Here is a 21,890-nt window from a genome sequence, read left to right on the forward strand (position 1 = left end):
TCTCCTATAAAACATTAATTAGTTTTATTATCTATTATCTCATTATATACTTCTATAATCTTTTTTATCATTATTTGATTAGCAAAATCTTTTTCTACTTTTTTCCTTGCATTTATTCCCATTTTGCTACATAAATCTTTATCTTGAGCTAATCTATTTATCTTATTTACTAAATCATCATCATCATTATATTTTACAAGAAATCCTGTTTCTTTATCACTTATAACTTCACTAATGCCACCAACATTAAAAGCTATAGCTGGCTTTTGCATTGCCATCCCTTCAGCTAAAACCAATCCAAATGTTTCAAAATATGATGGTAAAACCATTACATCTGCTATATCTATATAATTTTCTACATCTGTCTTATGACCTAATAAATGTACTCTATCTTGTAAATGATATTCTTTTATTTTTTTCTTTAAATCACTGAAACCTTTTCCTTTACCAATTACTACAAGATGCCATTTTTTACTAATTTCATAATTTTTCAATACATCAAGTAAATGCTGATGTCCTTTATTTCGCAAATTTTTAATACGCGAAACTATAATCATAGTAAAAGCCTCTTGTGGTATATTATATTTTTTTCGTAATAAATTTTTATTTTGTCTATTTGGCTTAAATTTTTCAATATCTACACCATTATAAACAACTTGTATTTTTTCAGCTAAAAAGCCTTCTTTTATTGCAGATTTCCTAGAAAACTCACTTACAGCAATAATCTTATCCACTTGATTTATAATGTCTTTCACTTTTGCTGGTAATACACCATGAGCTGTATATACTATAGGAATATCTAATTTATACTTATTTCGTGTCTTTACGACTACAATACCTGCTGCTTCCGAATTGGCATGTATTAAGTCTATATTATATTTTTCTACAATACGTTTTAATAATAATCCTGATATAAACTTACTTAATCTAATCGGTAAAAAAAAATGTTTTATTCCTTCTTTTTGTAATTCAACCGCCAACGCTCCACCAGCAGAAGCAATAAATACATTGTAGCCTAATGATTTTAAACTACGAGCTACTAATGCTACATATGATTCAGCACCACCTATATTCATACGAGGTACTAATAATAAAATTTTTTTCATAAAAAATTACTCCATAATTTTTCTTAAAGAATTAACAATATTTTCTACCTTTATATTTTCTGTTAAAACCTCGCAACGATATAATGATTTTTCAGGAGCCCATGCGTCTAGATGTGCTTTTGTATGAATATAAAATAAACAAACTGTAGGTACATCTACTGCCAAACCTAAATGCATAGTCCCTGTATCCACACTAATTAAAGCTTTACAATTAGCTAGTAGCGCTCCAAGTTGAGCAATAGTTGTCTTATCTACTAAATTTATAAAATCATCTTTAGCTATTTTAGACAATTCTTCTCCATATTCTTTTGCTACATTCCCTGCCCCTAATAGTAATAAAGTATAACCTTTACTTTTTAATGTTTGTATTAATTCTTTACAATCTTTTAAAGGCATATCTTTTTCTTTCTTTTTAGATGTAGTACATATTGCTACTAATTTATTATCTTGTATATTTAAACCTTCTAATAACACTTCAATATCATCATATGATGATTCTGGTGGTATAAATTTCATCGGTAATTCTCTTATAGCTTTTTTACTATATTGTTCTAATAAAATACTATTTTTAGTCTGTACTTTTGTCTTACCATGATAATCTATTTCTCTAGGATTATCTAATAAAAAATTTATTATACCTTTATTTTCAGCATATACTTTTTTAGCCCCAAATAATTTTGCTAAAACAATACCTCTTTCATTACCATAAATAACAAAAGCTGCTTCAAAGCCTAATTTAAATTTTTCTTTATATTCTTGATAAAAATTCCATGCTCCCTTTACACCATGATGTTTACCCTTTTTATCATAAGCTACTACTTCATCTACTCCATCACAGTAGGTTGCTACTTCTACAAATGGCTTATTAACAATAAAAGTTATATGTGAATCTGGATATAATATTTTTATATTTCTACATAAAGGATTAGTAAGTAAAGTATCTCCAAAAAAAGATGTATTAATAACTAAAAATTTTTTCATAAAATCTTTCCTTAAAAATTTATTGAATATCTTCTTCATATTCGTATAATATATTATTATACACTATATCTAAGGTTAGGAAAAATTATTATGTTTATACTATTATTGATTATTTTATGTATATTTTTTATCTTATATTTAAAATTTAAAAATTATGTACCAATTCTAATGTATCATCGTATAGCCGATATTCCTGGTGATAGAAATGCTCTACCTAAAGAAAAATTTGCCGAGCAACTAGAATATTTATCCACGCATAATTATCATACTATTACACCAGAACAATTATATAATCACTTCGTAAATAAGACTAAATTACCTAAAAATCCTGTTCTACTAACTTTTGATGATGGCTATCAGGATAATTATCTTGAAGCCTTACCGCTATTAAAAAAATACAATATGACTGCTGTTGTTTTTCCTATTTACAATTGGATTGGTAAACCTAACAAATGGGAAAATTTCGGTAAACAAGAAACTACTACCATGAATTTAGCAGAATTAAAATCTTGGCTTAATCACGGTCTAGATATCCAACCTCATACTGCCAACCATCCATTCCTAACTCAATGTAATGAGGAAAAATTAAATTTAGAAATTATTGATACCAAAACAAAATTTGAAAAATTATTAGATAAACCTATGGATTATCTTTGTTACCCATATGGTTTTTTCAATCAACAAGTAATAAATATAGTAAAAAAAGCAAATTATAAAATGGCATTTGCCATCTTTGAAAATGTTCCACTTTGGCATATTGACCTTTTTGCTCTTCCACGCATTCCTATACCTTCACACCAAAAAATGTGGGAATTCAAATTAAAAGTAAGCTCTATTCACATTATTTTCGTTGCAATGCGAAAATGGGAACGACAATTTAAACAGCTAAAAAATAAATTTAAATAAAAAAGAGCCTTAAGAATAAAAAAATTCTTAAGGCTCTTTATCTATCTAAAGCGAAAATATCTTATATGAATATATCTTCTTTTAAAGGAAATATCATATGTACAGCAAACAAGAGCTATATATGCTATGATTTCACAGCTTTCTTCCAATAATTGATTATAATTACCAAATTGTACCAAACCTCTATCAAATACACATTGACTCAATATACTTGTTACTATAAAAAACAAAAATTCACCTAATGGAATGTACCAGCAAATTCCTTGTCTTCTGCTTTGATAAAAATATACTACCAATAAAATCAAGGCTATTAATATTAAAATCCCTACTATTGGATAAACTACTGAACCATACCATAATTCATGCACTTTTACAAAAATCTGTTCACCATTTTTATCTATACCAATAGGATAAAATACACGACCCCAACTCAATTCTCTACCAATCATCAATATATAAATTATTATCGAAGCTACATAAAATTTTATACTATCATATAAAATAAAATCTCGTATTTTCCCTATACAAATTGCAATACCTAAAAATAAAATTACAACTTCTAAATTCTCTAAAAAATGATTTTCATAACTATATTCTATAGGTAAAACAAATGATAACCCAATAAAAATAATAGCTAAAATACACAAAATAACTAAAGCTTTTGTATATCTAATTTCAAAATTTAACATCTATATTCCTTCTTTATTTCTTTTTAAATGATATATCATAAGTAAAGCATACTAAAGAACAATATGCTAATATCTCTGTGCATTCTTCTAATAATTGACCATAATCTGCTAAAAACTTGATTAAATTTTTCTCAAATACTATCTGGCTCAATATCATCATAATTATAAATAAACGAATGCTATATCTAGGTATACTACAAATAATCTGTTCTTTTTTTATGTATTTATAAGTTTGTATCATTAAAAATAATGCTATTAAAACTAGTACTGCAATTATAGGATATACTATTGGACCATACCATATTTGATGGATATTCATAAAAATTTGTTCACCATTTTTATCAATACCGATAGGATAAAACACTCTACCATAACTTAATTCTCTAGCAATCATAACAATATAAAAAATACCACATGCTAAATAAAACTTATTAATTTTATCTTTATTTAAATTTGCAGTTTTATATAACATATTTATAAAACCAATTCCTAATACAAATACTTCTAGATTTTCTAACAAATGATTTTCATAACTACATTCTACCGGTAAAATAAAAGCTTGAGGCAATAAAAAAACCATCAAACCAATTAAAACATAATATGTCTTATGCATATATTTATCTACACAAACCATCAATACCATCCTTTACAAAAATTTAAATTTATTTTCATCTAAAATTCATTTTTATAAAATATACTATAATTGAGATAGTAGAATATTTTTTATCTATAAACAATAATAAAGAAGTAAATTTTAAATAATTTACTTCTTTATTTTTTATTATTTTTCAAAACTAGATTTTTCTGGCAAAATTCTATCAAATGCCTGTTTTATTCTTTCTTTCATAGGTTCAAAATCCACATTATCATTGTCATTTATACATATCATAGGCATTGCTTGATTTTCTATAATTTTAAATAGTTCTTGATTTTGTTCTACTCCATTATAGATTTCATAAACCTTACCTTTTACATGTCTTCCTATTGGATAAAAATTTCCTCTAGTCAATTGCCAATAACGAATAAGCCAATTATCTAAATCTAATTTACTTCTAAACTTATGTGACGAAGTATCATCTAATGATTCATATTCTTTTTCCCAAATATCTTCATATTCACTTTTCAAAAAAGAAAAAGCTAAATGATTATTTGCAAATCCTTTAAATCTATGTTGCCCATAAAAGATTAAATTACGTAAAGCATTCCAACCATAAGCTAAATTTACCCATTTACTAAAATGCTTTTTCATCTGTTCCTTTTTATCAAAATGTCCATTTAAAATTGTTACACAATTTAATTTTATAAATGGCATCATATCTTCTTTAGTAGTTGTACTAATTGTACTAGTTATCGCAAAATCTGTCGGCAAACAATCTTTACCTGCAAAAAACAATTCTCTTTTTACTGGTCTTAATAAAAACATATCATCATTAAAATAAACAAATCTTTCTGCTAAACCGTTTATTCTATGCAAATTTAATTCAATAGGCTGGGAACTAAATGTAGGTAAATATTTTTGTGGTATAAAATCGCTATGTTTAGCAATATTTAATTTGGGATTATCTATATTTAACCATTTAGGCAAATGACCATAAGTTACAAAATGTATTTTGTTAACCCATGGTGCAAATTTTTCTACAGCTCTAAACCAATATTGCATATTATCCCAATCACGAAAACGCACATTACGATTATCTGCATTTTTATTGGGACTATACTTTGCTTTTTCTGCTTGCCATACTGGATCATTACCATCAACCCAAGTAACTACAAAGTCAATTGGATAATCTTTTTCTATCATAATAATCTACCTTCTATGCTTCATTTTATTTTCATTTTTTAACACTATAATAAAATTGGGTTTTTATACATTTTTAATAAATAACATTAATAAGAAATCATAAAGTATAAAATGATTTCTTATTAATATTATTTATTTTTCAAAACTAGATTTTTCAGGTAAAATTTTATCAAATGCTTGTTTTATTCTCTCCTTCATAGGTTCAAAATCTACATTCTCATTATCATTTATACATATCATTGGCATCAATTGATTTTCTATACTCTTAAATAAATCTTGATTTTGCTCTACGCCATTATAAATTTCATAAACCTTACCTTTTACATGTCTTCCTATAGGTTCAAAGTCACCTTTTGCTAATTGCCAATAACGCATAAGCCACTGATTTTCATCTGTTTTATTTCTAAATTTATGCTTGCAAGTTTCATCTAACTCATCAAATTCCTTGTCCCATAAATCTATAAAAGTTGTTTTTAAATATGAAAAAGCCAAATGATTATTTGCAAAACATTTAAAATGATGTTCTCCACTTAATATTAAATTTCTTAAACTATTCCAACCATACTCTAAATTTATCCATTTACTAAAATACTTTTTCATTTGTTCTTTTTTATCAAAATGAGTATTTAATATTACTATATTATTAAACTTAACATATTGTACTGTATCTTTTTTATCAGCAACACTCAAAGTACTAGCAATAGCAAAATCCGTTGGTAGGCAATCTTTACCTGCAAAAAATAATTCTCTTTTTACAGGTCTTATTAAAAACATATCATCATTAAAATAAACAAATCTTTCAGCTAAACCCTCTATCCTATGTAAATTCAATTCAATAGAATGTGAACTAAATGTAGGTAAATATTCTTTTGGTATAAAATCACTATGTTTAACAATATTTAACTTTGGATTATCTGTATTTAACCATTTGGGCAAATGACCATAGGTTACAAAATGTATTTTGTTAACCCATGGTGCAAATTTTTCTACAGCTCTAAACCAATATTGCATATTATCCCAATCACGAAAACGCACATTGCGATTATCTGCATTTTTACTGGGACTATACTTTGCTTTTTCTGCTTGCCATACTGGGTCGTTGCCATCAACCCAAGTAACAACAAAGTCAATTGGATAATTTTCACTCATCTTTTAACAACTCGCTTTGTCTTAATTTTTCTATGACTTGATTTGGTTTTATACTTGCTAAGCAATCTATATTTTTAGCACAAGTACGCTTCCAACAACCATCACATTCATGACCTGCTAAAATCACATTTTCACTTTGTCTATATGGACCATTTCTATTAGGATCTGTTGGCCCCATAAGCATAATTGCAGGAATATTTAATGCAGCCGCCAAATGAAGGTTTCCTGTATCTCCTCCTACAACAGCCTTTGATAATTTAATAAGTCTAGCCGTTTGCATCAAACTCGTTTTTCCCACAAAATTTACAATATTATTTTCTCTAGCTAATTTAATAATAGCTTGTGATTTTTGTTCATCATCTTTTCCAAAACCAATTAAGACTACTTTTAGCTTATATTCTGCTAATAAATCACTTAATTTAGCAAAATTTTCCACAGACCAACATTTATTTATCCAATTAGTGCCCACTGCAAAAATTATAAATTTTTGATTTAATATATTCTCTTTAATCAATAAATTATCTACAAAATCAATTTCCTCTTGTGTATTAACTAAAGGAAATACTATATTTTCTGTATCACAATCTAAACATTTAACAGTATCTAAATATCTATCTACAATATGACCATTTTTATTATTGCCTACTATACGTTTACTGATTAAATTGCTACCTTCACGCATATCTACATAACCTATTTTTTTCTTTGCCTTGGCAGCAAATACTACAGCTGCTGACTTAAATAAACCTTGTAAATCTATAGATATATCATATTTTCTTTTTTGCAATAACTTAGCAAATGGTCGATAATTTTCTTTAAAACCATTCCATGATTTAAATGCTTTTTTATGAAAAATAATTATTTCATCTACATATGGATTGTGTTTCACCAATTCATATGCTGTAGGTTCCACAACCCATGTAATATGCGCATTAGGATATCGTTTTTTCAAAACATATGCTACAGGTAATGCATGAATTACATCTCCTATTGCACTTAATTTTACAATTAAAATATTCATAAAAACCTCATCAAATTCTTATCAAATATTATATATTTTCCATTCTTTGATTTTACCAATATTTTACAAAATAGTAAATACTTATTTACTATTTTATCTAAATAAAAACTACATCTCTAAAATATATACCTTAAAGATGTAGTTTTTTATTTATCAATATATCTCTAAAATTCTCTGTATGATATTTGTAGTAGAACAACCCTCTACTACTTTTATAAATTTTATCTTACCACCATATTTTTTTACTGTTGCTGTTTCTGGAAGAGATTCTTCTGTATAATCTCCACCTTTTACATAGATATCTGGTTTTACTTTACTGATTAATTTATCAGCTGTTGTTTCATCAAAAATAACTACATAATCTACAGCTTTTAAACTATCTATAACCTCTGCTCGCTCTTTTTGCGGAACAATTGGTCTTTTGTCTGATTTATACTGCTTTACAGACTGATCACTATTTAACCCTAAAATTAAATAATCTGCTAATTTACTAGCTTCATTTAAATAACGAACATGACCTGCATGTATTAAATCAAAAGTGCCATTAGTAAGTGCTATAGTTTTATTACCCTTACGCAAGATTTCACAAAACTTTTCAATATCTTGTATATCTATAATCATCACTAAAATCCTATCTGTAATTATTATTTTTTCAATACAGCAATTAATTCCTCATCAGAAACTGTAGCTGTTCCCATTTTACGTACAGCAATACCAGAAGCAAAATTAGAAAGTTCAGCTGCTTGACTTGGCATAGCACCTGTAGCTAATGCTGTAATAAAGGTAGCAACACATGTATCGCCTGCTCCTGATACATCAAATACTTCTGATTTATCAGATACTGGGATATTATGCACATCTCCATTTGCTTCAAATAAAGTCATACCTTTTTCGCCACGTGTAACTAAAATTCCCTTTGCTTGCATTTTTACTAAAAATTCCTGTGCCGCTTTATATAAGCTATCTTCATTATCTATTTTATAGCCTACAGCACTAGCTAATTCTGCATCATTTTGTTTTACATAATCAGTACCTACAAAATTGAAAATAGCATATCGAGAATCTATTATTGATGGTATATCATATTCTTTACTTAAAGATAAAATTAAATCACGAATTTTAGGTGTAATTGTTCCACTGCCATAATCGCTCATTACTACACCTTGCATCTGTGGCATGACCATTTGAATGTAATTCATCAATTCTTTTTCATATACTTCACTGATAGCTTCATTACATTCTCTATCAATACGTACTACCTGTTGACTTACTGTAGCTCTGCCACCTGCAATAACACGTGTCTTAGTAATAGTTTTGCGATTTTGATCACAAAACATACCTTCAGTATTTACATTATTTTCTTCTAATATTTGCTTTAAATTTAAAGCACCTTTATCTTCGCCTAAAATACCTACAGCAAAAGCCTTTCCGCCTAATGTAGCTACATTATTAACTACATTAGCAGCACCGCCAGCCACTGTTTTTTCTTCTGACTCTATCAATACTAAAACTGGCGCTTCACGAGAAATACGAGAAATATCACCTTTTAAATATATATCAGCAATCATATCACCAATAATTAAAATGCGTTTTCCCTTAAATTTTTCTACAAAATCAATCAATTCCGGCTTCATAAATTCACCTTTTTTCTCTATATATTAGAAATTCAAGAAATTAAAATGTAAACTCCATTTATCTTTTTTCTGTTCATATTTTAATTCAGTTTCTACACAATGCCAATCATGATACCAATAATAATCTAAATCTCTTAAACGAAGCTGATCTGACGCATCATATCCTGTTGCTACAACAAAGCGATTTTTATCATCAATAGTATAACTTAGACCTGCGGATACTTTTTTGGAATAATCTTCCAATCCATACTGGAATAAAGTATTTTCTGCACTAACTCTTGAATAATGATATCCTGTATAAGCTACTAATCTATCAGTTAATTCACCAAGTAAAGTCACATCATAATACAAACTATTATAATTGCTATCATCATAATCTTCATAAACTAAGCGATAACCTATGCTTGGAAATAATCTAAATTTACCTTCTGTATCTAAATTTATAGGATCATGATGAAGAGATAAATTATGTTCACGATGCCAACTTTTAATATTATTTTCTTCCCATAAACCATATTCATTATACAAATTAAAACTAAGTGGTGTATCACCTATTCTACTGCCATAATTATATATATATGCTATATTCTTTTCTAACCAACGATCATCATCATCTTCATATTTACCATTTTCTACTTTAAAAGTACTACCTGCATTATTCCAAGCTACACCATAAATATTTCTCATATCATGCTTAGTAGTATATTTTAAATCAGCATAAGCTTTTACATTATCCATCAGTGGTGCATCTAATTTATAACCGATAGATAAACCATCATCATCATTTATACGAATGCGCAATGGTATCCATTGATTATTTCCATCGCTATTAGCACCTATTTTAGTACTATATTCATCTGTTTGATAAATAACTTGTCCTTTGATCAAAAATTTCGCATTATATGCTACCATATGATCATCAGGATAAATTTCAATTTTATCAGCAGTCAAACAGTAATCTGGTTTTTTCGCAGGACAACGTGTCATAGTGCCATTGTAAATTATATAGTAATCAGGATAAAATTCTACTTGTTCCCCTGAAATATATCTATTATCTACACGACCTTTTACATTATTCATTACACCAGTTTTTTCATTATAATTATATTTTGTTTTCTCACTGTTGATATCAAGTGTTGGATTAGCTACCTGCATAACATGAGCATGAACAGGTATATCCACATCACCTGTATTTAAATTACCATTTGCATCTTCAGTAGTCATGCGTGAATAATTCTGAGTGATTTTTACATTGCCCTTACCATATACTTCACCTGTTACTGAATCATACATAATATCATTGCCCTCAAAAATAATTGGTGCTTCTTGAGGATTTTGTATAACAATGCCTTCTTTTTCATATTGAGCATCTAATTCTGCTTTAAATTCATTAATAGCTTTATTTTTTTCTTTATCTCTAGCTTCACGACGTTGGTCTTCAACATAATTTAAGATTTCAACATCAGTATCTGAAGCTAATACTGGCTGATTATATGTACATAAAGATAATGCACTTAATGATATCGCCCACAATATTTTTTTCTCTATTTTCATTAAAATATTCACCTATCTTAAAATAAATTTAACTAAATATACTTAAATTATTATACCATGATAATATCCTCTTTGCCGAATTACTTTTCGCTAAAATCTAAAAGGACTCTACATTTATTGTAGAGTCCTTTTTATTTATCTATTATATTTTTCTACTAAGGAACACAAATGCATTGCTTTTTCGTCTGTCAATGCATCTTTTTGCATACGCCAGCCCCAGTTAGTGCCTACTGTACCAGGTAAATTCATTCTAGCATTACTATCCAACTTCAAAACATCTTGCATTGGCAATATCGCCATCTTAGAAGCACTAGCATATGCTAATTTTACCAATTCATCTAATAAAGCCTCATTATCATCAACTTTAACTTCTAATAAATCTGCTAAAACTGCTTTATCCTGTGGAGATATATCCTCTTTAAGCCAGCCTAAAGTTGTATTATTATCATGAGTGCCTGTATAGACAATGCTATTTTTCGGACTGATAAAGTTTAATTTATGATATTTATTTGCATATAATTCAAATTGCAAAACTTTCATGCCTGGGAAATTACAACTATTTTTTAAAGCTTCGACTTCTGGAGTGATTACACCTAAATCTTCAGCAATAATTGGCACATCACCTAGATATTCTTTGATTTTATCAAATAAATCTTTGCCTGGACCTTTAACCCATTTACCAACACGAGCATTTGTAGCCATGCCAGATACTTCCCAATAAGCTTCAAAACCACGGAAATGGTCAATGCGAATTATATCTACTAAATTCAACAATGTAGCTATGCGTTTACGCCACCAACTATAGTCATCTCTTTGCATTACCTTCCAGAGATAATGTGGATTGCCCCAAAGTTGACCATCTTCACTGAAATAATCTGGTGGCACTCCTGCTGCTGTCTTTAAGGTGCCATCAGCATTCAAATTAAATAAATCTTGATGTACCCATACATCAGCACTATCATGCGATGGGAAAATTGGAACATCACCGACTATTTGTATGCCTTTTTCGTTTGCATAAGCATGTAAATCTTGCCACTGTTTAAAGAAAATATATTGTTTAAACTTAGCATAAGCAATATCTTGTGCCAAAGAAATTCTGCAAGACTCTAAAGCTTGAGGTTTACGCAATTTTATGTCTAAATTCCATTCATACCATGGTAAGTTTTTATAATATTTCTTTAATGCCATGAATAATGCATAATCTTCAAGCCAATAACTTTGTTGTTGACAAAAAGCTGTATAGTCTGCATCTGCTACAAAATTAGCAAAAGCTTTTGTTAAGATTTTTTCTTTATAAGCTTCTACTTTTACAAAATCTACTTTATCAACATCAGCTTTATAATCTAAAATAATATCTTTAGCTTCCAATAAATTAATTTCCACCAATTTTTCAGGTGAAATAAGCATAGTATTGCCAGCAAAAGCAGATGGAGATTGATATGGAGATGCTCCATATCCCACTGGATTTAATGGCAGAACTTGCCAAATCTTTTGTTTAGCTTTTACTAACCAATCCACAAAATTATAAACTTCTTTTCCTAAATCACCAATACCATAATCAGATGGAAGTGATGTTGGATGCATGATAATACCAGCTTTTCTAGCATATTCTATATTTTCTTTTTCCTGTTCAAATACTAGAGCTGTGAGCGGTTCAATTTCTATCTTAGCTTTATTATCTATGATTTCCACATCAGGATACATATTAGTTATTTCATGTAATTTACGCTGACAAAAACCATGAACATCAATTTCTATCGTCATAGTCTTTTCTTGATGACGATTTAACACCACTAAAATGCAATCATCATCCATTTTTTGTCCAAATCTATCTTTGCCTAATTTTGTAGTTCTCATATAAGCTAAGACATCATCTTGAGCATATACTGGTATATACCAACCAGTTTGCAATACTTGTCGATGATTGCGCAGTGCTATCATACGTGTAAAGAAATGACGTAAATTATTATCCGCTTCATCCCATTTATAGCTTGCTCTATTATGTGGGTCGCGATATCCCTGCATACCGATTTCATCGCCATAATAAATTGATGGTACCCCCGGCAATGTCATCTGCCAAATAACAGCTAATTTCAAACGAGCAATAGCTAAACGTAAATGAGCATCATCTAATTTGAATTTTGCCTGTACGCTAGCTGGCACATTTTCTACACTTGGAGCTTCGCCTAATATAGTCAAAATACGTTCTACATCATGACTACCTAATAAGTTCATCATAGCATAGAGATTTTCTTCAGGATAATTTTCATGCTGATTTAAAATACTTACTTCTGTTTCTTGAGCTGATTTATTTTTCAAAATAAAATCTAAAATAATTCTGCGCAATGGATAATTCATCGCACTATCCATTTCATAGCCACAAAGATATTCACGATGAACATTGTACGCTATTTTATTTGAAGCATCTTCCCATACTTCACCGATGATAACTGCATCTTTATCTAATTTCTTCAATTTTTGATAAAAACAACGTGTAAATTTCTGTGGCAATTCATCAATTACATCTAAACGCCAACCACTTATGCCTTTATCCATCCAAAAATTCATTACACTATCTTCACTGCGAATGATAAAATCCATATATGATGGTGTTGTTTCCTTTGTGTTTGGCATACTTGTAAAGCCCCACCAACAATCATATTTACAAGGATATTCCTTGAAATCATACCATTCATAATATGGAGACTCTTTGGATTGATATGCACCTACACTGTCAAAATTGCCAAAGCGATTGAAGTATATACTATCACTGCCAGTATGACTAAATACCCCATCTAAGATGATGCGAATTCCCATCTCTTTAGCTTGACTACAAAGCTGTGCAAATTCTTCATTAGTACCAAACATTGGGTCTACTTGATGATAATCTGCCGTATCATAATGATGATTAGCACGTGATTTAAAAATAGGATTAAAATAAATCACAGATATTCCCAAATCTTTTAAATAAGATAATTTCTCTTTTATACCTTGGATATTTCCGCCAAAATAATCATAAGTGATTACATTTTTAGTATCTGGGTCTAAATAATACATTGGTGGTTCATTCCAATCACAATGAAGCACCGCATGTTTTTTCTGTGGAATATTATTGCCACTACGATAAAATCTATCAGGGAAAATCTGATACATAACGGCTTTTTTAAACCAATCTGGCGTTTTTACATCTTTTTTAAATACTGTAATCTGATAAGATGGTGGCACCTCTAATGCTTCTTGACCAATACCACCCATTTGCGCCTTATTATTGCCATAATATAATAATTTACCATCAGCTAATTCAATTATAAAATAATACCAAACAAGACAACCATCTTCAGGCATATCTAAATCAATAAAATAATGTTTTTCATCCCATGAAGATTTTTTTAAATTATAATATATTGAACCACAAGTTTCTTGCCATGTATGTAAACGCACCAAAGAAACTTTATCTTTTAAATCAACATCAATTGCCAATCTCACAAAAGATTGTGTCGGCACTGCCCCTATAGGACTGCGATAATATAGATTTTGCGAATCATGAAAAATCATTTATATTATCCCTCCCCTGATTAAAACTTTAATTAAAACTTCAATCATCTATAAAATAATTATCGCTTAATACAGACCTTATTTTGTTGAGTAAGCAAAATTTTATAAAAGTCGTATTAAGCGATAAAATTTTTATTTTAAACTAATTATTAAGCCTTTAAGCTATTATACAATTCTTTATATTGTTTAGCTGATTCTTCCCAGCTGTAATCAGCAGTCATAGCATTTTCTACAAGATGAATATGTTTTCTATCATCAGCAATACCATCTATTGCACGTTTGATGGAGAATAATAATTCATGTGCATTGTAGTTATTAAAGCTAAAGCCATTACCAGTTTGAGTGTAATTGTTATATGCTTCAACAGTATCTTTTAAACCACCTGTAGCACGTACAATTGGCACAGTACCATAACGGAGAGCGATAAGCTGACCAATACCGCATGGTTCATATTGAGATGGCATCAAGAATAAATCACTTGCAGCATAAATTTGATGTGCTAATTCATTATTAAAGAAGATATTAGCAGATACTTTTTTCGGATAGCGCCATACAAGACCTTTGAACCAGTCTTCATATTGTCTATCGCCTGTACCTAAGATTACAAATTGTACATTTTCATATTCAAGTAATTCGTCTAAGATACGTGTAACTAAATCAAGACCTTTAGCTTCAACTAAACGAGTTACCATACCAATCATTGGAATTTTGCGATTTACTGGTAAGCCCAATTTTTTCTGAAGTTGTTCTTTATTATCACCTTTGATAGCAATTGCATTATGTACATCAAAGTTTTTAAAGATGTACTTATCAGTTTCTGGATTATAATCTTCATAATCAAGACCATTGATAATACCAGATAAATCTGCATCACGTTTTTGAAGCATACCTTCAAGACCTTCACCATAATAAGGATCCTGAATTTCTTTAGCATAACTGCGACTTACAGTAGTAACTTTGTCAGAATATACGATAGCACCTTTCATGAAGTTGATATCATCGAAGTATTCCAAATCACCATTGTTGAAGTATTTCCAATCAAGACCTAAAACATCTGGTAAATATCCTTTCCAGAAACGACCTTGATATTTCAAATTGTGAATAGTATATACTGTTTTAATCTTGTTATAGCGTACATCTTCATTATGTTCGAGTTTTAAATAAACGCTAATTAAACCAGTTTGCCAATCATTCATATGAATAATATCTGGCCAGAAATCAATATGAGGAAGCATTTCAAGAACAGCTCTGCAGAAGAAAGTAAATCTTTCTACATCATCTGGATAACCATAATATCCTTCACGATAGAAATATTCCTGATTATCAATGAAATAAAATGGTACATCTTTATAATCGTATCTATCAATACCTAGATATTTTTTACGCCAGGAAACATTGATTTCACCATCATAAATATGTTCCATATTATTGCGATATTCTTCTTTTATACCACTGTATTTTGGTATAACAACACGAACATCTACACCTTTTTGTTTTAATTCTTTAGGTAAAGAACCCGCTACATCTGCAAGACCGCCTGTTTTTACAAAAGGCACAGCTTCTGAGGCTACATATAAAACTTTTAACACTATAACACGACCTTCCTCTATGATTGTATATATAGCCCATATAATAAAAATTATATGGGCTATAACTTAAATTATTTCAAGGCATAAGCTTTAGCATTTTGACGTTGTTTTGATCTATTACCATTAAGTTTTACCTTTTCTGGTTTTTCAGCTTCAATTACTGTCTGTTTTTTAGCTTCAACAGGACGCAATTTCAATCTGAAATATACTGTACCAAGTGGTGGTAAAGTAATTTGAATAGATTGATTTAAATTATGCCAGAATACATCTTCTGATTTAAAGTCACCTTCATTTAATACATTAGAACCACCATATTCTTCTTTATCTGTATTAAATACTTCTTGATAAATACCTTTTTCAGGTACACCAATACGGTAACCATGACGCACTTCTGGAGTGAAGTTACATACTACAATGATGAAATCATCTTGGTCTTCAGCATAACGAATAAAGGAAATAACGCTATTTTCATTATCGTTACAATCAATCCAGCGGAAACCACGCCAATCAAAGTCTACTTGCCATAAAGCTTTATGTTCACAATAGAATTTATTCAATTCTTTAGAGAATCTCTGCATTTTTGTATGCATTGGATACAATTCAGCTAAATGCCAATCAAGACTATCGTCATATTTCCATTCGATAAATTGACCAAATTCGCCACCCATGAATAATAATTTTTTACCAGGGTGAGTCATCCAATAACCAAAGAAGGAACGAAGACCAGCGAATTTACGCCAATAATCGCCTGGCATCTTTTCAATTAAAGAGCATTTACCATGAACTACTTCATCATGAGATAATGGCAATACAAAGTTTTCAGAGAAAGCATACATCAAGGAGAATGTAATTTTATCATGATTCCATTTACGATAAATAGGATCAAGGCTCATATATTTGAGCATATCATTCATCCAGCCCATATTCCATTTATAGTTAAAGCCCATACCGCCCATATAAGTTGGACGAGAAATCATAGGCCATGATGTAGATTCTTCTGCCATCATTAAAGCATTAGGATGATATTTGAAAATCGCTTCATTTAGATTTTTAATCAATTCCATAGCTTCAAGGTTACCAGTGTCACCATATTTATTAGGTTCCCACTGACCTTCTTCACGACCGTAGTTTAGATACAACATATTAGCTACAGCATCAATTCTAAGCCCATCAATATGATATTCATTTAACCAAAATAGAGCATTAGAAATTAAGAAGCTATGCACTTCACGACGACCATAGTCGAAGTTAGTTGTACCCCATTGCCAATTTTCACGGCGTTTTTCATTATCGGATTCATATAAAGTTTCACCATCAAAACGGCGAAGACCATGAGCATCGTTACAGAAATGTCCTGGAACCCAGTCCATGATTACAGCAATACCATTTTGATGAGCTAAATCTACTAAATACATGAAGTCTTTTGGTTCACCATAACGACTAGTTACTGCATAATAACCAGTTGCTTGATAACCCCAAGAACCATCAAATGGATGTTCACAAAGTGGCATAAACTCAATATGAGTATAATTCATTTCTTTAACATAAGAGATGAGCTGTTTTGCTGCTTCTCTATAAGTTAAATAATTACCTTCAGCATCACGACGCCAAGAGCCTAAATGCACTTCATAGATGAGCATAGGTTTATCATAAGAAGCTTCTTGTTGCTGTTTTTTCTGCCATTTTTCATCATGCCATTCATAACCGCGTAAATCATAAACGCGAGAAGCTGTTTTTGGTTTCTTTTCAGCATAAAAAGCATAAGGGTCTGCTTTTAAGAAACGTTCTCCACCATTGAATGGCTCTATAGAATATTTATAAATTTCACCTTGCTGTAAATTAGGAATAAAAGTCACCCAAATTTCACCATCAGAAATTCTCTGCATTGGGTTTTCATTGTAATCCCAATTATTAAAATCTCCTACTACACTTATGGCTTTAGCATGAGGTGCCCAAACAGCAAAGCGTACGCCTTCTACTCCATCTTCTACTACAAAATGAGCTCCTAACATTTGATACGCATAGAAATTTGTACCTTGATGATACAAATACAAATCAAAATCTTTTAATGCGGATACTTCCATATTTTTAGTTCTCCTTTGGAGTCATTTATTTTAATAAGTTAATAGGTTCTACATTCCAGATATCTTTTGCATATTCGCTGATAGTTCTATCACTAGAGAAGATACCAGAATGTGCAATATTGATTAAGCTGGATTTTAACCAACCATAGCGGTCAAGATATTTACCTCTAATTTTTACATGAGCATCAATATAAGAATTGAAGTCTTTGAATACGAAATATTCATCATTACTATTGAATAAATAGTTGTGTAAGTCATGGAAGTCACCATTGCCTACGAATGGACCAGTCAATAATTCATCAACTACATTATGAATTGCTGGGTTTGTATTATATTCAGTCCATGCAGAATATAATCCATTTTTATAGTATTCCATTACTTCATTTTCTTTTAAGCCGAAGATAACACAATTATCTTCTCCAACTGCATCGCAGATTTCCACGTTAGCACCATCTAAAGTACCAAGTGTGATAGCACCGTTCATCATGAATTTCATGTTAGATGTACCGGAAGCTTCTTTACCTGCAAGAGAAATCTGTTCACTAACATCAGCTGCTGGGAATAATTTTTCTGCTAAAGTAACACCATAGTTTTCTAAGAATACTACATGTAAACAATCGTTTACATCTTTATCATTATTAACAATATTAGCTACATTGTTGATTAAACGAATTGTTTCTTTAGCGATATGGTAACCAGGAGCTGCTTTACCTGCAAACATATAAGTACGAGGTAACATTTCAGATTTGATAGATGGATTTGCTTTAATCAAATTATAAATATGCATTACATGTAAAATATTCATAATTTGACGTTTATAAGAATGAATACGTTTAACTTGAATGTCATATAAGGAATTAGGATCAATATTAAAGCCACTACGACGTTTGATATGACCAGCTAAATAAATTTTATGTTCTTTTTTAACTTCTGCTAATTTATCAAGGAATGCTGTATCATCTTTATAGTCTAATAAATCGATAAGACGAGATGGGTCTTTACGCCATTTATCAGAAATAGCTTCATCTATTAAGCTAGAAAGCTGTGGATTTGCAGCAATGAGCCAACGACGATGTGTAATACCATTAGTTTTATTATTGAATTTACCTGGGTAAATTTCATCAAAATCACGCATAGTATGTGCTTTTAAAATATCGCTATGAATTTTAGCAACACCATTTACACTGTGGCTACCAACAACAGAAAGACGAGCCATATGAACTACGCCATCTTGAATGATAGATACTCTGCGTACACGGTCTTCATCATTTGGATATTTTTTGCGAATATCTTCTAAGAAGCGTGCATTGATTTCTTCTACAATCATGTAGATACGTGGTACAAGATTTTTAAACATATCAATTGGCCAAGTTTCTAATGCTTCTGGCATAATTGTATGATTAGTATATGCTACTGTATTTTTAGTGATATCCCAAGCAGTATCCCAATCCATACCTTCTTGGTCAATGAGTACACGCATAAGTTCAGGAATTGCCATTGCTGGATGAGTATCATTGATATGAATAGCAATTTTTTTCGCGAAATCTTTTAAATCGCCTTTACGGCGTTTATAATGACGAACAATACTTTGAACACCAGCAGATACAAAGAAATATTCTTGAGTCAAACGAAGCATTTTACCTTCATAAGAGCTATCTTCTGGATACAAGCAAGAAGTGATTGCTTGTACACGATAAGATTGACGCAATCTTTCTTGTAACTGTTCTCTAGTACCTGATAAAGAAGCAAAATCTTGAGGAACTTCAGCATTCCAAAGACGAAGAGTATTTACTACATTATTGTGGTAACCTACGATTGGCACATCATAAGGAACAGCTGCAACTGTATTATATCCTTCATGAACTAATTTTAAAGAACCATCTTCTTGTTGAGCCATATAAGCATTACCGCCAAAATGAACATCAACTTCTTTATCAGCTTTGCGATATTCCCAAGCGAAACCATTTTTAAGCCAATTATCAGGAATTTCAACTTGTTGATTATCTATTATTTTTTGTTCAAACAGACCATATTGATAACGGATAGTACAACCATGACCTGGAAGGCCTAAGGAAGCCATAGAATCAATAAAGCAAGCAGCAAGACGGCCAAGACCACCATTACCTAAACCTGCATCTGGTTCCTGTTTAAAGAGTTCTGTAATATCAATATTCAAGTCTTTCAAGGCTTCTTTACAGATTTCTTTCATATCAAGATTGATCAAGTTTGTATTTAATAGACGACCTAATAAGAATTCAATGGAAAAATAATATACTTCTTTGCATTGATTTTCTTCATAGTATTTATTAGTCATAATCCAGTTTTCACTGATGTACTGACGAACTGTTCTAACTAAAGTCTGATATAATTCTTCTTTAGTTAATTCATTCCAATCTTTACCAAATAACATATTTGCTGTTTTTAAGAAATTTTTCTGTAATGAAGCTCTCTCTTCAATTTGCTTATTGATTATTCCTACACTCACTATTACTTCCCCCTATAAGTTTTTACCTTAATCGCACTACCCTGAAATAAAAACTCTATATTTCTAAAAAAACCAAAACCTATATATTAATATTTTATATTATATAATTTATATTATATATATTTATAAATACAGTAATTATCTCATAAAGTCAACTTTAGAGATAATTACTATATTTTTTAACCTATATTATTTTAATATCTTATCTTTTGTTAATCAAATAACTGTATTTTTTTCAATGATCAATGGATAATTTTCAGCACCTTTTAACCATTTACCATCGGATACTACTACATTTTTATCGCAAATTACATTTTCTACTAGAGCATCATCTTGTAATTCACAGTTCTGCATGATTACGCTATTTTTAACTTGAACGCCTTTTCCGATTTTAACACCACGGAATAAGATACTGTTTTCTACAGAACCTTCAATTACGCAACCATTTGCAACTAGAGAATTATTAACTTTTGCTTGTTTTTTGTACTGTACAGGAGCTTCATCACGAACTCTTGTATAGATTGGATTATAACCCATGAATAATTCTTCCCAAATTTCTGGTTCTAACAAGTCCATATTAGTTTTGAAATAGGAAATTGTAGAGCAGATTTCAGATACATAACCTTCATGTTGGAAGCCATAGATATTTAAATTATCCTGATGACGTAAAATACCATCAATCAAGAAATCATAGCCACCACGTTCATATGCTGTAGATATAATTTCCATGAATTTTTTACGGGACATTAAATAAATACCCATAAATACTTTGGAATTTTCATAAACAGCTGGACGGTTAGCAATTTCTGTAACAAGACCATTTTCACCAGTCTGTAAAATAGTTGCATTGTCTGGACGTTCTTTATTTTCAATATGGTAAACCATAGTGATATCAGCACCAGTATTCTGATGGAAACGAAGAGCTGTAGTAAAGTCTATATTATAAACAAAACGGCTGTTGCAGATTAATACATATTCTTGTTCAGACTGTCTGATAAAGCTCATATGTCTATAGAAAGACTGTAAGTTACCATTACGGCTATCTTTATCCATTTTTATAGCTGGTAAATAGAATAAACCATCATGACGACGTGCTAAATCCCAGTCTTTACCAGAACGAAGATGGTCTAAGATAGAACGAGATTTTGCTGGCATCATCATACCAATTTTTGTAATACCAGAGTTAACCATGCTAGATAAAGCAAAGTCTAATAAACGATAACGACCTGCAAAAGGTAATGTTGCAACAGGTCTTTTTGTTGTAAGTGTTCTTATTTGTTTATCGTCTTCATATAAATCCATTATTCCGAGAACATTTTTCATAATTATATCCCTC

The 21,890-nt window shown here is 30.2% G+C and carries 16 protein-coding genes; 1 reads left to right on the forward strand and 15 read right to left on the reverse strand.

Going from position 1 to position 21,890, the window contains the following annotated elements:
• Nucleotides 1–14: 14 nt before the first annotated feature.
• Nucleotides 15–1,106, reverse strand: a complete 1,092-nt coding sequence (locus F553_RS0105920) for a glycosyltransferase family 4 protein (RefSeq protein ID WP_018999385.1) — start codon at nt 1,104–1,106, stop codon at nt 15–17.
• 6 nt (nt 1,107–1,112) lie between these two features.
• Nucleotides 1,113–2,087, reverse strand: a complete 975-nt coding sequence (locus tag F553_RS0105925; protein ID WP_018999386.1) for a glycosyltransferase family 9 protein — start codon at nt 2,085–2,087, stop codon at nt 1,113–1,115.
• A 90-nt stretch (nt 2,088–2,177) separates the two neighbouring features.
• Here F553_RS0105925 and F553_RS0105930 point away from each other — a divergent pair, with 90 nt between their 5' ends.
• Nucleotides 2,178–2,993: a polysaccharide deacetylase family protein gene (locus F553_RS0105930; RefSeq protein WP_018999387.1), complete on the forward strand. Its 816-nt coding sequence runs from the start codon at nt 2,178–2,180 to the stop codon at nt 2,991–2,993.
• 41 nt (nt 2,994–3,034) lie between these two features.
• Here F553_RS0105930 and F553_RS0105935 read toward each other — a convergent pair whose 3' ends face one another.
• The 13 genes from F553_RS0105935 to glgD all read right to left on the reverse strand — a co-directional run bounded on the left by F553_RS0105935 (nt 3,035) and on the right by glgD (nt 21,877).
• On the reverse strand, nt 3,035–3,682 hold the full coding sequence (locus tag F553_RS0105935; protein ID WP_018999388.1) for a hypothetical protein: 648 nt from the start codon (nt 3,680–3,682) through the stop codon (nt 3,035–3,037).
• Nucleotides 3,683–3,695: 13 nt separating this feature from the next.
• Nucleotides 3,696–4,316 carry a hypothetical protein gene (locus tag F553_RS0105940; RefSeq protein WP_018999389.1) on the reverse strand — a complete coding sequence of 207 codons (621 nt, stop codon included), beginning with the start codon at nt 4,314–4,316 and terminating at the stop codon, nt 3,696–3,698.
• A gap of 147 nt (nt 4,317–4,463) precedes the next feature.
• Nucleotides 4,464–5,483, reverse strand: a complete 1,020-nt coding sequence (locus F553_RS0105945; RefSeq protein ID WP_018999390.1) for a stealth family protein — start codon at nt 5,481–5,483, stop codon at nt 4,464–4,466.
• A gap of 132 nt (nt 5,484–5,615) precedes the next feature.
• The gene (locus F553_RS0105950) at nt 5,616–6,632 is read right to left on the reverse strand and encodes a stealth family protein (RefSeq protein ID WP_018999391.1); all 1,017 of its coding nucleotides are present in this window, start codon (nt 6,630–6,632) and stop codon (nt 5,616–5,618) included.
• On the reverse strand, nt 6,625–7,653 hold the full coding sequence (gene waaC, locus F553_RS0105955; RefSeq protein ID WP_018999392.1) for a lipopolysaccharide heptosyltransferase I: 1,029 nt from the start codon (nt 7,651–7,653) through the stop codon (nt 6,625–6,627). Before waaC ends, F553_RS0105950 begins: the two co-directional genes overlap by 8 nt.
• Before the next feature lie 153 nt (nt 7,654–7,806).
• The gene (rfaE2, locus tag F553_RS0105960) at nt 7,807–8,274 is read right to left on the reverse strand and encodes a D-glycero-beta-D-manno-heptose 1-phosphate adenylyltransferase (protein ID WP_008539613.1); all 468 of its coding nucleotides are present in this window, start codon (nt 8,272–8,274) and stop codon (nt 7,807–7,809) included.
• Nucleotides 8,275–8,297: 23 nt separating this feature from the next.
• The gene (locus F553_RS0105965; protein ID WP_018999393.1) at nt 8,298–9,287 is read right to left on the reverse strand and encodes a bifunctional heptose 7-phosphate kinase/heptose 1-phosphate adenyltransferase; all 990 of its coding nucleotides are present in this window, start codon (nt 9,285–9,287) and stop codon (nt 8,298–8,300) included.
• 24 nt (nt 9,288–9,311) lie between these two features.
• Nucleotides 9,312–10,841, reverse strand: a complete 1,530-nt coding sequence (locus F553_RS0105970; RefSeq protein ID WP_018999394.1) for an LPS-assembly protein LptD — start codon at nt 10,839–10,841, stop codon at nt 9,312–9,314.
• 135 nt (nt 10,842–10,976) lie between these two features.
• Nucleotides 10,977–14,396, reverse strand: a complete 3,420-nt coding sequence (gene malQ / locus F553_RS12295) for a 4-alpha-glucanotransferase (RefSeq protein WP_018999395.1) — start codon at nt 14,394–14,396, stop codon at nt 10,977–10,979.
• A 149-nt stretch (nt 14,397–14,545) separates the two neighbouring features.
• Nucleotides 14,546–15,985, reverse strand: coding sequence for a glycogen synthase GlgA (glgA, locus tag F553_RS0105980; RefSeq protein WP_018999396.1), 1,440 nt, complete (start codon nt 15,983–15,985; stop codon nt 14,546–14,548).
• Between the two features lie 71 nt (nt 15,986–16,056).
• Nucleotides 16,057–18,069: a 1,4-alpha-glucan branching protein GlgB gene (gene glgB, locus F553_RS0105985; RefSeq protein WP_018999397.1), complete on the reverse strand. Its 2,013-nt coding sequence runs from the start codon at nt 18,067–18,069 to the stop codon at nt 16,057–16,059.
• Nucleotides 18,070–18,094: 25 nt separating this feature from the next.
• Entirely contained in the window at nt 18,095–20,554 is a 2,460-nt protein-coding gene (locus F553_RS0105990; RefSeq protein ID WP_018999398.1) for a glycogen/starch/alpha-glucan family phosphorylase, read from the reverse strand.
• A gap of 216 nt (nt 20,555–20,770) precedes the next feature.
• The gene (gene glgD / locus F553_RS0105995; RefSeq protein ID WP_018999399.1) at nt 20,771–21,877 is read right to left on the reverse strand and encodes a glucose-1-phosphate adenylyltransferase subunit GlgD; all 1,107 of its coding nucleotides are present in this window, start codon (nt 21,875–21,877) and stop codon (nt 20,771–20,773) included.
• Nucleotides 21,878–21,890 lie beyond the last annotated feature (13 nt).

Origin of the sequence: Megamonas rupellensis DSM 19944, from assembly GCF_000378365.1 — a bacterium.
In the GTDB taxonomy this organism is placed as follows: Bacteria; Bacillota; Negativicutes; order Selenomonadales; family Selenomonadaceae; genus Megamonas; species Megamonas funiformis.

Excerpts from the sequence above, each read along its gene's own strand:
- malQ (WP_018999395.1), bottom strand. The coding sequence starts at position 14,396 with ATGATTTTTCATGATTCGCAAAATCTATATTATCGCAGTCCTATAGGG.
- F553_RS0105945 (WP_018999390.1), bottom strand. The coding sequence starts at position 5,483 with ATGATAGAAAAAGATTATCCAATTGACTTTGTAGTTACTTGGGTTGAT.
- F553_RS0105970 (WP_018999394.1), bottom strand. The coding sequence starts at position 10,841 with ATGAAAATAGAGAAAAAAATATTGTGGGCGATATCATTAAGTGCATTA.
- glgD (WP_018999399.1), bottom strand. The coding sequence starts at position 21,877 with ATGAAAAATGTTCTCGGAATAATGGATTTATATGAAGACGATAAACAA.
- F553_RS0105940 (WP_018999389.1), bottom strand. The coding sequence starts at position 4,316 with ATGGTTTGTGTAGATAAATATATGCATAAGACATATTATGTTTTAATT.
- F553_RS0105950 (WP_018999391.1), bottom strand. The coding sequence starts at position 6,632 with ATGAGTGAAAATTATCCAATTGACTTTGTTGTTACTTGGGTTGATGGC.
- F553_RS0105935 (WP_018999388.1), bottom strand. The coding sequence starts at position 3,682 with ATGTTAAATTTTGAAATTAGATATACAAAAGCTTTAGTTATTTTGTGT.
- waaC (WP_018999392.1), bottom strand. The coding sequence starts at position 7,653 with ATGAATATTTTAATTGTAAAATTAAGTGCAATAGGAGATGTAATTCAT.
- F553_RS0105925 (WP_018999386.1), bottom strand. The coding sequence starts at position 2,087 with ATGAAAAAATTTTTAGTTATTAATACATCTTTTTTTGGAGATACTTTA.
- F553_RS0105930 (WP_018999387.1), top strand. The coding sequence starts at position 2,178 with ATGTTTATACTATTATTGATTATTTTATGTATATTTTTTATCTTATAT.
- F553_RS0105920 (WP_018999385.1), bottom strand. The coding sequence starts at position 1,106 with ATGAAAAAAATTTTATTATTAGTACCTCGTATGAATATAGGTGGTGCT.
- glgB (WP_018999397.1), bottom strand. The coding sequence starts at position 18,069 with ATGGAAGTATCCGCATTAAAAGATTTTGATTTGTATTTGTATCATCAA.
- F553_RS0105965 (WP_018999393.1), bottom strand. The coding sequence starts at position 9,287 with ATGAAGCCGGAATTGATTGATTTTGTAGAAAAATTTAAGGGAAAACGC.
- rfaE2 (WP_008539613.1), bottom strand. The coding sequence starts at position 8,274 with ATGATTATAGATATACAAGATATTGAAAAGTTTTGTGAAATCTTGCGT.